The 13,000-nt window shown below is 62.7% G+C and carries 14 protein-coding genes; 6 read left to right on the top strand and 8 right to left on the bottom strand.

The window, feature by feature from the left end; translation table 11 throughout:
* Positions 1-18 precede the first annotated feature (18 nt).
* Positions 19-879, bottom strand: a complete 861-nt coding sequence (locus ACWTU9_RS12055; RefSeq protein WP_455858465.1) for an EAL domain-containing protein — start codon at positions 877-879, stop codon at positions 19-21.
* The gene (locus tag ACWTU9_RS12050; RefSeq protein ID WP_455858464.1) at positions 876-1,769 is read right to left on the bottom strand and encodes an EAL domain-containing protein; all 894 of its coding nucleotides are present in this window, start codon (positions 1,767-1,769) and stop codon (positions 876-878) included. The genes ACWTU9_RS12055 and ACWTU9_RS12050 overlap by 4 nt, the downstream gene beginning before the upstream one ends.
* A 29-nt stretch (positions 1,770-1,798) precedes the next feature.
* Between ACWTU9_RS12050 and ACWTU9_RS12045 the strand changes: the two genes are divergently transcribed.
* Both ACWTU9_RS12045 and ACWTU9_RS12040 read left to right on the top strand, forming a co-directional pair.
* The gene (locus tag ACWTU9_RS12045) at positions 1,799-1,945 is read left to right on the top strand and encodes a hypothetical protein (RefSeq protein WP_455858463.1); all 147 of its coding nucleotides are present in this window, start codon (positions 1,799-1,801) and stop codon (positions 1,943-1,945) included.
* 102 nt (positions 1,946-2,047) lie between these two features.
* The gene (locus tag ACWTU9_RS12040) at positions 2,048-3,250 is read left to right on the top strand and encodes a pyridoxal phosphate-dependent aminotransferase (protein WP_455858462.1); all 1,203 of its coding nucleotides are present in this window, start codon (positions 2,048-2,050) and stop codon (positions 3,248-3,250) included.
* A 123-nt stretch (positions 3,251-3,373) separates the two neighbouring features.
* On the opposite strand, the gene ACWTU9_RS12035 is transcribed toward ACWTU9_RS12040, so the two are convergent.
* A complete protein-coding gene (locus ACWTU9_RS12035) occupies positions 3,374-3,769 on the bottom strand; it encodes a (R)-mandelonitrile lyase (protein WP_455858461.1) in 396 nt (131 codons plus the stop codon).
* 38 nt (positions 3,770-3,807) lie between these two features.
* Entirely contained in the window at positions 3,808-4,359 is a 552-nt protein-coding gene (locus ACWTU9_RS12030; RefSeq protein ID WP_455858460.1) for a methyltransferase family protein, read from the bottom strand.
* A gap of 148 nt (positions 4,360-4,507) precedes the next feature.
* Between ACWTU9_RS12030 and ACWTU9_RS12025 the strand changes: the two genes are divergently transcribed.
* The 3 genes from ACWTU9_RS12025 to ACWTU9_RS12015 all read left to right on the top strand — a co-directional run bounded on the left by ACWTU9_RS12025 (position 4,508) and on the right by ACWTU9_RS12015 (position 8,940).
* Positions 4,508-5,365, top strand: coding sequence for an alpha/beta fold hydrolase (locus tag ACWTU9_RS12025; RefSeq protein ID WP_455858459.1), 858 nt, complete (start codon positions 4,508-4,510; stop codon positions 5,363-5,365).
* Between the two features lie 244 nt (positions 5,366-5,609).
* On the top strand, positions 5,610-7,661 hold the full coding sequence (locus ACWTU9_RS12020) for an elongation factor G (RefSeq protein ID WP_455858458.1): 2,052 nt from the start codon (positions 5,610-5,612) through the stop codon (positions 7,659-7,661).
* Positions 7,662-8,442: 781 nt separating this feature from the next.
* Positions 8,443-8,940 carry a methyltransferase family protein gene (locus ACWTU9_RS12015; protein WP_455858457.1) on the top strand — a complete coding sequence of 166 codons (498 nt, stop codon included), beginning with the start codon at positions 8,443-8,445 and terminating at the stop codon, positions 8,938-8,940.
* A 153-nt stretch (positions 8,941-9,093) separates the two neighbouring features.
* Here the strand turns inward: ACWTU9_RS12015 and ACWTU9_RS12010 are convergent, their stop codons facing one another.
* Positions 9,094-9,990 carry a LysR family transcriptional regulator gene (locus ACWTU9_RS12010; protein ID WP_454585543.1) on the bottom strand — a complete coding sequence of 299 codons (897 nt, stop codon included), beginning with the start codon at positions 9,988-9,990 and terminating at the stop codon, positions 9,094-9,096.
* An 80-nt stretch (positions 9,991-10,070) separates the two neighbouring features.
* Positions 10,071-11,045 carry a thioredoxin-disulfide reductase gene (trxB, locus tag ACWTU9_RS12005; RefSeq protein WP_455858456.1) on the bottom strand — a complete coding sequence of 325 codons (975 nt, stop codon included), beginning with the start codon at positions 11,043-11,045 and terminating at the stop codon, positions 10,071-10,073.
* 258 nt (positions 11,046-11,303) lie between these two features.
* Between trxB and ACWTU9_RS12000 the strand changes: the two genes are divergently transcribed.
* Positions 11,304-11,774: an Lrp/AsnC family transcriptional regulator gene (locus ACWTU9_RS12000; RefSeq protein ID WP_455858455.1), complete on the top strand. Its 471-nt coding sequence runs from the start codon at positions 11,304-11,306 to the stop codon at positions 11,772-11,774.
* Here the strand turns inward: ACWTU9_RS12000 and ACWTU9_RS11995 are convergent.
* Positions 11,771-12,427, bottom strand: coding sequence for a D-glycero-alpha-D-manno-heptose-1,7-bisphosphate 7-phosphatase (locus ACWTU9_RS11995; protein ID WP_455858454.1), 657 nt, complete (start codon positions 12,425-12,427; stop codon positions 11,771-11,773). The genes ACWTU9_RS12000 and ACWTU9_RS11995 overlap by 4 nt on opposite strands.
* The gene (locus ACWTU9_RS11990; RefSeq protein ID WP_455858453.1) at positions 12,420-12,992 is read right to left on the bottom strand and encodes a D-sedoheptulose-7-phosphate isomerase; all 573 of its coding nucleotides are present in this window, start codon (positions 12,990-12,992) and stop codon (positions 12,420-12,422) included. The genes ACWTU9_RS11995 and ACWTU9_RS11990 overlap by 8 nt, the downstream gene beginning before the upstream one ends.
* Positions 12,993-13,000: the final 8 nt, after the last annotated feature.

Here is a 13,000-nt window from a genome sequence, read left to right as displayed (position 1 = left end):
CGGGGAGAAGGACGAACATCAGCGCCGCAGATGCAACGGCACAACCTTGTTGTCAGCGCCCAGCAGCGCTTCGATCGACAGCGGCTGCTGGTTGAAGAGCGTACCGGCGAGCGCTGGTCGGCCGAGATGGAACCCCTGCAGCAGGTCGGCACCGCCATCCAGCGCGACGCGCAGGTGCACGGGTTGCTCGATGCCTTCGACCAGCACTCTCGCGCCACGGTCGTGCAGCGACGAGACCAGCGGCCGGAAGAAGCGCTCGGCGGCAGTGTGGCGGCAGAATTCGGCGAACCAGCCGCCGTCGATCTTGACGATATCCGGTTGAAGCAGGTTCATCCGCTCCGCGGTCGAATGGCCAGTACCGAAATCGTCGATGGCGATGCGAACGCCGTCGCGACGCATCTCGCGCACCAGCGGGGCCAGCACATGATCGTCGGCGGCCTGCTCGGTGATTTCGCAGACCAGCATGCCGGCATGCAAGTCGAGATCGCCGAGATGCCGGGTCATCAGCCGGATCTCGGCCAACGCCCGCCCGAGATGATCGTTGATCATCGGGTTGTAGTTGAAGAACAGATCGAGCCCGTCGACGCCGATGTTGCGGAAATTTTTCAGATGCAGCATCCGGCACATCGTCTCGACAAACAGCCGGTCGCCCGCCGCGACGCTGTCGAAGAACACGGCCGGCGCAACCGGCATGGCCGCGCGGTGCGGTTCGATCAGTGCCTCTACCGCGACCGCGGCCAGTGCGCCGCCGCGTGGCGCAAAGATCGGCTGGTAGGCGGTCTTCAGCCGAAACGCGCCATAGATGCCGTATTCGATGCCGACCTCGTCGGCGAAGATCGCATCGCCGACATCGCGCCGCCGCTCGCGCTGCCCGGTCATGGCCCGGTCCTGCGCCCGAACACCCTGGCCGGCCGCGCTGAAGCGGTTCGGCCGGCAGGCTCCTTGACTGGCTCGGCCGCCGCGACAGGTGCCTGCGCATCCATGCCGAAAACGCGAAAACTGGTCGGCGCCAGTTCCGGCTTTGCCAGCACGAAACCCTGCACCATCGAGGCGCCCGATTTCTCGGCCAGTTCAAGCTGCCAACCCTCCTCGATGCCCTCGAAAACGGTGCGGATGCCTTGCTGTTCGAAGTTCGTCACCATGGTGGTCAACAACGCAAAGCCGGCGCCGGACTCCATCAGCTGCGTGATCCAGTGCGCATCGAATTTGACGATATCCGGCTTGAGTTCCTTGATGCGGTGGATGTCCGATTCATCGGCGCCATAGTCGTCGACGGCAATGCGGAAGCCATTGGCCCGCAGCGCCTCGACGAAGCTGTAAAGCGTTTCCTGCGACGCCGACTTCTGCTCGGTCACCTCGCACACGATGCGGCGCGGATCGATCCCAGCCTCGTACAGCACCAGGCGCATGTCGCGCAGCGCGTTGTCGGCGATGGAGCGCTCGGTGAACACCGACGGGTCGAAATTGATGAAGATCGAGGCCTCTTGCGGCAGGCAGGCGCCGGCGTTGAGCAAATGCAGCGTGCGCGTCAGCGCCTCGATATGCAGGCGGTCGCCGGCCGGACAGGTCGAGAAGAAATTCATCGGCGATTGCGGCTCGCCGTCGCGGAACGGCCGGATCAGCCCCTCGAACGCCACCACCGACAATTTCCCCTCTTTGAAGGCGAAGATCGGCTGGAAGGCGCTTTGCAGCGTATAGATACCCCAGACACCTGACGAGGTGCCGTCATCGTTATGGATAATGTGGGCAAGCCCGATGCTGCGCGACAAGGGTCCCTCGCTCCGCGAGACAGGCGAAATTGCTGGCGATCCTGCCGTCAAAGGTTTTAGCGGCCGTTGATGAATTTATTCTTGCCGCGGATACGCCGCATGGATTGCAAGGTCCCAAGCGCGGACGAAACCCGGAATACGCAGTGTTCCAAAAGCCGATCTTCACAGGTCCTTGACCCCTGGCTCATCCGACAATGCTTGCACTTGCCGGATTGATGCGACATGAGAAGCGCCGCAGCTGTTCCCGGCTGCGCCGACCCCTCTGGAGATATTTGGTCATGGCCTTTCTTGCCGACGCCCTTTCCCGCGTGAAGCCTTCCGCCACCATCGCGGTGACGCAGAAAGCCCGCGAGCTGAAAAATGCCGGCCGTGACATTATCGGCCTCGGCGCTGGCGAACCGGATTTCGATACGCCCGACAACATCAAGAATGCGGCGATCGAGGCGATCCGCCGTGGCGAGACCAAATACCCGCCGGTTTCGGGCATCGTGCCGCTGCGCGAGGCGATCGCCAAAAAGTTCAAGCGCGAGAACAATCTCGATTACAAACCCGAGCAGACCATTGTCGGCACTGGCGGCAAGCAGATCCTGTTCAACGCTTTCATGGCGACGCTGAACCCCGGCGACGAGGTCATCATCCCCCGCCCCTACTGGGTCAGCTATCCCGAAATGGTGGCGATCTGTGGCGGCACCTCGGTGTTTGCCGACACCTCGATCGAGAATGGTTTCAAATTGACTCCCGCAGTGCTGGAGAAGGCGATCACGCCGAAGACCAAATGGCTGCTGATGAACTCGCCGTCTAACCCGTCGGGCGCCGCCTATACGGAAGCGGAACTGCGCGCGCTGGCCGATGTGCTCTTGAAGCACCCGCATGTCTGGACGCTGACCGACGACATGTACGAGCACCTGACCTATGGCGACTTCGTCTTCAAGACCATCGCAGAGGTCGAGCCGACGCTTTACGAGCGCACGCTGACCATGAACGGCGTGTCGAAAGCCTATGCCATGACCGGCTGGCGCATCGGCTATGCGGCGGGTCCAGTGCAGCTGATCAAGGCGATGGACATGATCCAGGGCCAGCAGACGTCCGGCGCCTGCACCATCGCGCAATGGGCTTCCGTCGAGGCGCTCAATGGCCCGCAGGATTTTGTCGCCAGGAACAAGGCGATCTTTCAAGGGAGGCGCGACCTCGTCGTGTCGATGCTCAACCAGGCCCGCGGCATCACCTGCCCCTCGCCGGAAGGCGCTTTCTATGTCTATCCGTCCTGCGCCCAGCTGATCGGCAAGAAGACCAAGGCCGGCAAGGTCATCGACACCGACGAGGCTTTTTGCTCGGAACTTCTCGAGGCCGAGGGTGTCGCGGTGGTGTTCGGCTCGGCCTTCGGCCTCGGCCCGAACTTCCGCATCTCCTACGCGACGTCGGAGACGCTGCTGGAGGAAGCCTGCACGCGCATCCAGCGCTTCACCGCATCGCTGACCTGATCCTGTCCGTGCTCACAGAAAACCCCGCGTCGCCGCCGGGTTTTGTGTTGGCGCTTCATGCCTCTTGCTCCGGCATGGACGGTGGCGAAGGGTTCGTGCATGCCGGTTTCGCCGGCCAAGCGTTCAGCCGCCATATTGTTCAGAGGTTACCGCTTCCATCCAATCGGCATGGACGCCGTCCAGCGCCTCCTGCATGGCGACATGGGTCATCGTCGTTTTCGGACCTGCGCCGTGCCAGTGCTTCTCACCGGGCTCGAACGAGATGGTGTCGCCTGCCTTGATCTCCTGGATCGGCCCGCCCCATGTCTGCGCAAGTCCGGCGCCCGCAGTGACATAGAGTGTCTGGCCGAGCGGATGCGTGTGCCAGTGGGTGCGCGCGCCGGGCTCGAAGCTGACCAGCGTGGCGCGCAGCCGCGCCGGCGCTTCCTTCTCGATGATCGGCGTCTGCAACACGCGGCCGGTGAAATACTTGTCGGGGGCGATGATGGTCGGCACGCTGCCGCAGGCAATGATCTTCATCTGGCGATCCTCAATCCGGCAAACCTTACCCCTGCTGCCTACCACCCCAGCCGCGGCCAGAACAGACCGGCGCGACCGCGATAGGCCTGATAGTCGCCGGCCAGCGGCGTGCGCGAAAACTTCTTCTCTTCGCCGAGCGCGGCAAACACATAGAGGATGGCGAGCCCGGCGACCGGCACAATCGCCCAGATCGACCAGGTCGCGATCCCCCATCCGATCCAGAAGATGATGTAGGACGTGTAGAACGGATGGCGGACATAGCCATAGGGGCCGTCGGTCAGCAGGCTGTGCGGATCGTCGGGCGCAAAAGCGAAGCGCAGACGCGCCTTGCGCGACGTGACAATAGCCCACCAGAACAGGGCAGAGCTTGCCAATTCGACGGCGAGCCCGATGAGCTTTGCCGAAACCGGCTGCGATTGGATCCACAGTATGGTGAGAAAGAACAGCGCCGTGGCGATCACAGCCGCCGATATCATCATGGCGCCTGGAGACATGGCCGGCGATTGGAAATGCGCCCGCATCGACCAGACATACTGGCCGACCGTCGCGATGCTGCAGATCGAGACAAGAAGATCGAGGACTGGTTCCATTGTCGAGATTCCGCGGTGGTTGCCCTGGACCCGGCAGTCAAGCCGGCGGTCGATTTCTAGCAATCCTTTCTTAACCACATGTTTAAAGAACATATAGAGCCCCCCATGCGATGTTGGCCTTCAGGCAAATCTGAAGGTCTAATCCAGCATGAGCGTCACTGACCGCACCATCCGCACGCCGCAGGCCGATTTGCGCCTCAGCCAGTCGTCGGGATCCGGCATGCCCATCGTCATGATCCATGGCTCGGGCAGTTCGCGCGCTGTGTTTGCCCGTCAGTTCGACAGTCCGCTCGCCGATGCCCACCGGCTGATCGCCTTCGACCTTCCCGGCCATGGCGAGTCCTCCGATGCCCGCGACCCGGCAACCGCCTATTCGATTACCGGTCTCGCGCAGACGACGGCCCGCCTTCTCGATTTGCTGGGCGTTGACCGTGCCATCATCTTCGGCTGGTCTCTCGGCGGCCATGTGGCGATCGAGCTTGCCAGCTTCCATCATGCTGTCGGCGGCCTGGTGCTGACCGGAGCACCGCCGGTGTCGAGAGGACCGCTCGGCATGCTGCGCGGCTTTCACGCAAACTGGGACATGCTGCTCACCTCCAAGAAGGTCTACTCGGAACGCGACATCGAGCGCTTTGAGGCGCTTTGCTTCGGCGACACCGCAAGTCCGTCTTTCCGCGAAGCCATAAGGCGCACCGACGGCAGGCTTCGCGCAGGCGTGGCGCGCAGCATGTTTGCCGGCAAGGGCGCCGACCAGAAACAGGTGGTCGAACACGCCTCATTTCCCGTCGCGGTGATCAATGGCGAGCATGACCCGCTGGTGCGGCTGAGCTACTTCGAGACGGTGGCCTACGCCTCGCTATGGGAGCAGTGCCATGTCATCCCGGACGCCGGCCATGCACCTTTCTGGGAACAGCCGGAGCGGTTCAACCCGCTTCTGTCGCGCTTTGCCGAGACAGTGGTGAAGCAGAGCGCAGCCAGGCCGGCGAGCCGCACCCAGGCCCGCTGAAAATCTCCCGACGGTTCTGATCCCGGTTTTCGCTTGTCCGCCTGACTGCCGCGCATTTCTATTTTCCTTGCCCTGCCGGCTAACCCGTGGGACGATGGGTTTGGGCAGGAGGCTAAACGAAAATAACCCGCCCGCGACGGTCGAACAGGCCGGCCGCCGCTCACGACAGGGTGCGATCGGCGCAAAACCGTTTCCACTTTTGCTGATCGCAACCCAAGGGCAAACGCCTGAGTGGAGGTCAGCCATGGGTACTCGCGCCGGAGGACGACGCACGGGACCGAAATGCATTGCCATAGTCGGTCCCTTTGCAAGCGGTAAGACGACACTTCTCGAAGCCATCCTCGCCCGTACAGGCGCCATACCCCGCCAAAATCCCGTTTCATCGGGAAGCACCGTTTCCGATCATTCGCCCGAGGCTCGGGCGCACGCCATGAGCGTCGAGGCGACCTTTGCCACCACCGAATTCATGGGCGAGCAACTCACCTTCGTCGACTGTCCCGGATCGATCGAATTCTCCTTCGAGGCCGAACCGGTGCTGGCCGCCTGCGACATCGCCGTGGTCGTCGCCGAGGCCGATGAGAAGAAGATCCCCGCCTTGCAACTCATCATGCGCAAGCTCGACGATCTCGGCGTGCCGCGCATCCTGTTCCTCAACAAGGTCGACAAGGCGATCGCCGGCGTGCGCGACACGCTGAAGATGCTGCAGCCGACGAGCGCGGCGCCACTGCTGCTGCGCCAGATTCCGCTGCGCAAGGACAACGTGGTCATCGGTTCGATCGACCTGGCGCTGGAGCGCGCCTACATCTACCGCGAATATGCCGAAAGCCAGGTCGCCGAAATACCGGGCGACGAAAAGGCGCGCGAACTGGAAGCCCGCTTCTCCATGCTGGAGACCCTTGCCGATCATGACGATCAGTTGATGGAGCAGTTACTGGAGGAGATCGAGCCGCCGAAAGACGCGGTGTTCGACGATCTCTCCGCCGACCTGCGCGCCGGCGCCATAACCCCGGTGCTGATCGGCACCGCTGAAAAGGGCAATGGCGTGCTGCGCCTGTTGAAGGCGATCCGCCATGACGCACCGGATGTCGAGGCCACCCGAAAACGGCTCGGTGTCCCCGACGGCAATCAGACCGTCGTCCAGGTGATGAAGACCATCCACACCGCGCATGGCGGCAAGCTGTCGGTGTCGCGCGTGCTCTCCGGCCAGATCGCCGATGCCGCCGAGCTTTATTTGTCGAACGGCGAGACGGCGAAGGTCTCCGGCATCTACAAGATGCTCGGCAAGGACCAGTCCAAGCTCACGTCGGCCAAGGCCGGCGACACGGTGGCCGTGGGCAAGCTGGACGAGGTCAAGACCGGCCAGACGTTGAGCTCCACCAAGGGGGGCATCAAGCCGCTGGTCACGCTCGCAGCGCCGCAACCCGTCTTTGCTTTCGCCCTGCGGCCGAAGGAGCGCAAGGACGAGGTCAAGATGTCGGCGGCCATCCAGCGTCTGGCCGAGGAAGATCCCTCGCTCAGCCTGCGCCACAACCAGGACTCGGCAGAGACCGTGCTGTCAGGCCACGGCGAGATGCATCTGCGGGTCGTGCGCGAGCGGCTGGAAGGCAAGAACCAGATCCCGGTCGAAGGCCATGCCCCTGCCGTCCCCTACCGCGAGACCATCCGCAAGACGGTGCAGCAGCGCGGCCGTCACAAGAAGCAGTCCGGCGGCCATGGCCAGTTCGGCGATGTGGTGATCGAGATCAAGCCGCTGCCGCGCGGCTCCGGCTTCCAGTTCTCGGACACCATAACCGGCGGCGTCGTGCCCAAGACCTATATTCAGTCGGTCGAGACCGGCGTGCGCGACTATCTCAAATCCGGCCCGCTCGGCTTCCCTGTCGTCGATGTCGCTGTCAACCTCTCCGACGGCTCCTACCATGCCGTCGATTCCTCCGACATGGCCTTCCAGATGGCGGCCAAGCTGGCGATGAAGGAAGGCATGGCGGCCTGTTCGCCTGTGCTGCTCGAGCCGGTAATGAAGGTCGAGATCGTCACCCCGTCCGAAGCCACGTCGAAGATCATTGCGCTGATCCCGCAAAGGCGCGGCCAGATCCTCGGCTACGACGCGCGGCCTGACTGGCCGGGATGGGATGTCGTCGAGGCGACCATGCCGCAAGCCGAGATCGGCGATCTGATCATCGAACTGCGCTCGGCAACCGCCGGCGTCGCCAGCTATCGCTGTGCCTTCGATCACATGGCGGAGCTTACGGGACGGCTGGCCGACGAGGCGATGAACGCCAACGGCAAGGCCGCGTAGAACAATGAGCTAGAGCGGTTCAGCGTTTCAGTGAAACGGTGAACTGCTCTGAAGGCCGCGTCTGATCCGCACAAAAAACGGCGTCCGGATGATCCCGACGCCGTTTTTTGTGCGGACCGTCTTCTTGGGAGGAAAACGGCAGGTCCGCCGCATGTATCCGCCGCGCCATACGGCACTGGCAGAAGAATAGGTTCGGACGCGGTAGCCGCCTGAGCCCGGATCTTCCGAGTGATGCCCCCATCTCCCGGACGAACCACACCGCGTCCTATAATCTACTTAAACGATGAATCGCGCCTGCGACAGGTTACCCGAGGTTACATGTCACTGTTACGCGGCAATTCTGATCGGTTTTTTCGCCGGCTGCGGCAGGCCCTTAAAACAAAAAAGCCGGATCAACGAAGATCCGGCTGAGTTTGATTGGAAGTGCCTGCTAAGGCTAACCTCCAGAGGGGAACACTCGAGGGCGCTAATGGGAGGAGAACGCGCCCAGGAGATGATCTATATATGTGCTGATCATGCCCAAGAAACAAGCATCTATTTTGCAACACACGCATGCAAAAAGGCGCAGGCTGTGGTCTAACCCATTTCAGAGGCCGATAGGACCAGAAAAAGACTTCAAATGGCCTGTGCGACCGGCCTATTGCCGTCACAAAACCATCATGGCCCTGATTTTCGCGCCGAAATGCAGAAATGCCAAATGACACGGAATCAGGCAGAGCGCGTTTATTTTTGCGGCACCGGTCAGAATCGGAACGCCCGGCCACGGCAAAGGAGACCAGAAATGCGGACACCGCAGGCGATCGCCGGCAGCGCGGTCTTCTTCATCGCAGCGCCTTGCGTCGTCGCCGGTGTGGTGCCCTGGCTGCTGGCGGACCACTACCGTCTGCCGCTGTCGACGGTACCCGGCTTCGTCCCTGTTGGCGGAATCCTAATCGTCGCGGCCATCGCCCTGCTCATCCATTCCTTCGCCCGATTCGCGCTCGAAGGGCTTGGCACGCCGGCACCTGTCGCGCCCACGGAAAAGCTGGTGATCGGCGGCGCCTACCGCCATGTACGCAACCCGATGTATGTCGCCGTGCTGTCGATCATCGTCGGCCAGGCGCTAATGTTTTCGAGCTGGCCCGTCGTTGCCTATGCCGCTATCGGCGCGGTCGTCATGAGCTCCTTCGTCAAGTTCTACGAAGAGCCGACGCTCGCCAGCCGCTACGGCGCCGAATACGAGACCTACCGCCGCAACGTCCCCGGCTGGCTGCCGCGGCTGACGCCGTGGCGGGGATAATTGAGCGCCAAGGGGCATGTTGAGTTTCAGGTCAGGCTGAGCCGAGAATGGTGGCATCCGGGAACCGGAGCGGAGCGTACTCAAGTACGTGAGCACCGGAAGCGCAGGAAGCCATCATTCGCAGGCCGGCCTCACCTGAATATCGACGTGCCCCTAGAACGACCAGCTGCGTGCTTTCGCGATGATGAAATCGCGGAACACATGCAGCTTGGCCTGGTTCTTCATCGCATCGGGATAGGCGAAATAGGTGTCGAAGGACGGCACCTCGGTCTCTGGCAAAAGCTGCACCAGATCGGAGTCCTTGGAGATCACATAATCGGGCAGCATGGCGATGCCGGCGCCGCCCTGCACGGCGCGCTTGATCGACAAGATGTCGTTGATCTGCAGTGTCGGAACCCTTTGCCCGCCTTCGAAATCGCCGATCGTCTCCAGCCAGTTCAGTTCCGACAGATGCGACGGCACCGGCACGCCGAAGGTGACGATTCGATGGTTCTTCAGATCGGCGACCGAGGTCGGCCTGCCGTGTTTGCCGACATAGGCCGGGGAGGCGTAGAGGTGGAAATGCACGGTGAACAGGCGGCGCTGGATCAGATCGGGCTGCTGCGGCTGGCGCAACCGGATCGCGCAATCGGCCTGGCGCATGGTGAGGTCGAGCTCCTCATTGGCGAGGATCAACTGCAGGCTGATTTCGGGATAGAGTTCAATGAATTCCTGCACCCGCTCGGTCAGCCAGCCGGCGCCAAGCCCGACAGTGGTCGTCACCCTGAGCACGCCGGACGGCCGGTCCTTGGCCTCGGTCAGCCGCGACTTGATGGTCTCGAGCTTCATCAGCACGTCATGCGCAGTGCGGAACAGCATCTCGCCCTGCTCGGTCAGCACCAGGCCGCGGGCATGGCGGTTGAACAGCGGCACACCGACATCATGTTCGAGCGCACTGACCTGGCGTGAAATCGCCGATTGCGACAGATGCAATGTCTCGGCGGCATGGGTGAAAGACCCAGCCTCCGCCGCAGCGTGAAACACGCGAAGCTTGTCCCAGTCCAACGCCATTGAGTTCCCCTCGTTCTGTTTTTGGCGTCTGAATGAAAAATCAGGCTTTTGAACGGCTTGCTCTGCCGTCTTGATAGATTTTATTCCGCCGCTTCTCGGTGCACCTCGATGCCGGCCAGGTACTTTTCCGCCTCGAGCGCGGCCATGCAGCCGAGCCCGGCGGCGGTCACCGCCTGGCGGTAGATGTCGTCGGTCACATCGCCGGCGGCGAACACACCGGGCACGTCGGTGCGGGTCGAATTCGGCGCCGTCCACAGATAGCCGTTCGGCTTCTGCTTCAGCTTGCCGGCAAACAGCTCGACCGCCGGCGCATGGCCTATCGCCACGAACACGCCGTCGACCTTGAGATGGCTGATCTCGCCGGTCACTGCATTTTTGAGCTTCAGCCCTTCGACCGAAGGCGGCAGCGGCGTCTTGCCGGGCCGGCCTGTGATCTCGTCTACGATCGTGTCCCAGATGACGCGGACATTGTCCTTCTTCAGCAGCCGCTCACGCAGGATGCGCTCGGCTCGGAAATCGTTGCGCCGATGGATGACCGTCACGCTTTTTGCCAGATTGGAGAGGTAGAGCGCCTCCTCCACCGCCGAATTGCCGCCGCCAATCACCGCGACATCCTTGCCGCGATAGAAGAAGCCGTCGCAGGTGGCGCAGGCCGACACGCCAAAGCCCATGAAGGTCTGTTCGGTCGGAATGCCCAACCATTTCGCCTGCGCGCCGGTCGCGATGATCAGCGCGTCCGCCGTGTAGGTGGTGCCGGAATCGCCCTTGGCGCGGAACGGCCGCACATTGAGATCGACCTCGGTGATGATGTCGTTAATGATGTCGGTACCGACATGCTCGGCCTGCTTCAGCATCTGCTCCATCAGCCACGGACCTTGGATCGGATCGGCGAAGCCGGGATAGTTTTCGACATCGGTGGTGATCATCAGCTGGCCGCCCTGCTGCAGGCCGGCGACCAGCATCGGCTTCAGCATGGCGCGCGCGGCGTAGACCGCCGCCGTATAGCCGGCGGGGCCGGAACCGATGATGAGGACAGGCGCGTGCTTGGTGGTCATCTAAAGCCTCTGCGGGGCAGACAATCGAGTGTGCCTTGGAAAAAGACGTGAAACGGTGCCGGTAATGTAAGGGTTGCCAACCACGCCAGCAAGACGAACAGGCCGTCGTCCCCGGAAAGCTTCGGCCCACAGGCTTATTTCGCGTGGGTCGCCGCTTTCGTTACCGCCTTAAAATCGCCCGACCAAGGGCTGGCATCGACACAAAAGTCGTTTAATGACGAGATCGCGAAAGATTCTTGCGCTCAAGCTGAGACAGCCATGCCGCTCAAAGCCGACCTCGACGCCATCGACTGGAAGATTCTGCGCGAGTTGCAGGCCGACGGGCGCATGACCAATGTCGAACTGTCGAGCCGGGTCGGCATTTCGGCGCCGCCCTGCCTGCGCCGCGTCCGGCGGCTGGAGGAAACCGGCATCATCAGAGGCTATCGCGCTTTGCTCAACGCGCCGGCGCTCGGCATGGACGTCGTCGCCTTCTGCCTGATCGGCCTGCATCACCAGGCCGATGCCGAGCTCAAGACATTCGCCGAGCGCACCCGCGGCTGGCCGATCGTGCGCGACGCGTGGATGGTGTCGGGCGAATCCGACTTCCTGCTGCATTGCGTGGCGAGCGACCTCGGCACCTTCCAGACCTTCGTCATCGAAGAGCTGGCCTCGGCGCCCAATGTCGACACGGTGCGCACCGCACTCACCATCCGCCGCGTCAAGGACGAGGGGCTGGTGGCGTTCTAAGCCACGCCCAACCCTGCGACTACGTCGCACAATCTGCGGTAATCATTGCCCGTCATCAGCTTGCGCGTCGTGAAACTACCGTCGGGCGCCCTTTTGTTGAGCCTGCCGCCGACCAGCCAGCCTTCTACCAGCCCGGCCCGTCGACCGGCTTCCATATCGTCAGCCTTGTCGCCAACGATGATCGATCGACCGACGTCCACGCCCAGCAGATCACGAGCACGCAAAAGCATACCTGGATTGGGCTTGCGCATCGGATGATCGCCTATCGCCAGTTCACCCGTGCCACTCGAATGATAGGCACAGGCAAGGACCATATCGATACGGCATTGCTCGGCTTCGAGAAGTGCCAGCAGCCGGGCATTCACGGCGGCGAATTCAGGCCAGCCGAAGTAGCCGCGCGCAATGCCCGACTGGTTGGACACTATGACCGCAGGAAGGCCGACGATATTGGCAGTTCGGATTACTGGCAGCATTTCCGGCCGTAAGACGATGTCGGCGGGGTCGTCGGGATAGCCGGTATCCACGTTGATGGTGCCGTCGCGGTCGAGAAACAGCGCCGGAGCGCCGACGACAAACAGCCGCCGGCCAACTCGCTCGACCCATAGGCCGGGCTCCGCCAGCGGGTATGGACCGGAGGCGCCGGTGTCAGCCATTGCTGAGGCGCGCTTCCACCACTTCGCAGAGATAGTGGTAGAGGCAGAGATGCCCCTGCTGGATGATCGGCGTCGAGGTCGAGGGCACGTTGAGCAGGATGTCGGTGAGCGGCTTGAGCTTGCCGCCGGTGTCGCCGGTCAGGCTGATCACCGTCATGCCCATCATCCGCGCCTGCTCGGCGGCGGCGAGGATGCTCGGCGAATTGCCGCTGGTCGAAATGGCGAGCAGTACGCCGCCGGGCGCGCCGTGCGCCTCGACCTGGCGCGAAAACACGGTGTCGAAGCCGTAGTCGTTGCCCCAGGCGGTCAGCACCGCCGCATTGGCCGGCAGCGCAATGACATTGTAGGCCTTGCGCTCCTTCAGGAAGCGGCCGACCAGTTCACCGGCGATGTGGATGGCGTCGCTGGCCGAGCCGCCATTGCCAGCGATGAGCAGCGCTTTGCCCGACGAAAGCGCCGACACGACAGCGCTCACCGCGCGCTCCATCTCGTCGGTCAGGTCACGCTCGACCGTGGCGGTGATGGCAGCCGCCGAGCGGACCAAGTAATCGTTCAGTCCGGACATGAAATCCC

The sequence above is a fragment of the Mesorhizobium sp. 128a genome (genome assembly GCF_053848025.1).
The sequence above is the reverse complement of the archived record's forward strand: the minus strand, read 5'-3'. Positions and strand labels throughout refer to the sequence as shown.

Excerpts from the sequence above, each read along its gene's own strand:
- ACWTU9_RS12035 (WP_455858461.1), bottom strand. The coding sequence starts at position 3,769 with ATGAAGATCATTGCCTGCGGCAGCGTGCCGACCATCATCGCCCCCGAC.
- ACWTU9_RS12010 (WP_454585543.1), bottom strand. The coding sequence starts at position 9,990 with ATGGCGTTGGACTGGGACAAGCTTCGCGTGTTTCACGCTGCGGCGGAG.
- ACWTU9_RS11990 (WP_455858453.1), bottom strand. The coding sequence starts at position 12,992 with ATGTCCGGACTGAACGATTACTTGGTCCGCTCGGCGGCTGCCATCACC.
- ACWTU9_RS11995 (WP_455858454.1), bottom strand. The coding sequence starts at position 12,427 with ATGGCTGACACCGGCGCCTCCGGTCCATACCCGCTGGCGGAGCCCGGC.
- ACWTU9_RS12000 (WP_455858455.1), top strand. The coding sequence starts at position 11,304 with ATGCCGCTCAAAGCCGACCTCGACGCCATCGACTGGAAGATTCTGCGC.
- ACWTU9_RS12015 (WP_455858457.1), top strand. The coding sequence starts at position 8,443 with ATGCGGACACCGCAGGCGATCGCCGGCAGCGCGGTCTTCTTCATCGCA.
- ACWTU9_RS12055 (WP_455858465.1), bottom strand. The coding sequence starts at position 879 with ATGACCGGGCAGCGCGAGCGGCGGCGCGATGTCGGCGATGCGATCTTC.
- ACWTU9_RS12040 (WP_455858462.1), top strand. The coding sequence starts at position 2,048 with ATGGCCTTTCTTGCCGACGCCCTTTCCCGCGTGAAGCCTTCCGCCACC.
- ACWTU9_RS12030 (WP_455858460.1), bottom strand. The coding sequence starts at position 4,359 with ATGGAACCAGTCCTCGATCTTCTTGTCTCGATCTGCAGCATCGCGACG.
- ACWTU9_RS12025 (WP_455858459.1), top strand. The coding sequence starts at position 4,508 with ATGAGCGTCACTGACCGCACCATCCGCACGCCGCAGGCCGATTTGCGC.
- ACWTU9_RS12020 (WP_455858458.1), top strand. The coding sequence starts at position 5,610 with ATGGGTACTCGCGCCGGAGGACGACGCACGGGACCGAAATGCATTGCC.
- trxB (WP_455858456.1), bottom strand. The coding sequence starts at position 11,045 with ATGACCACCAAGCACGCGCCTGTCCTCATCATCGGTTCCGGCCCCGCC.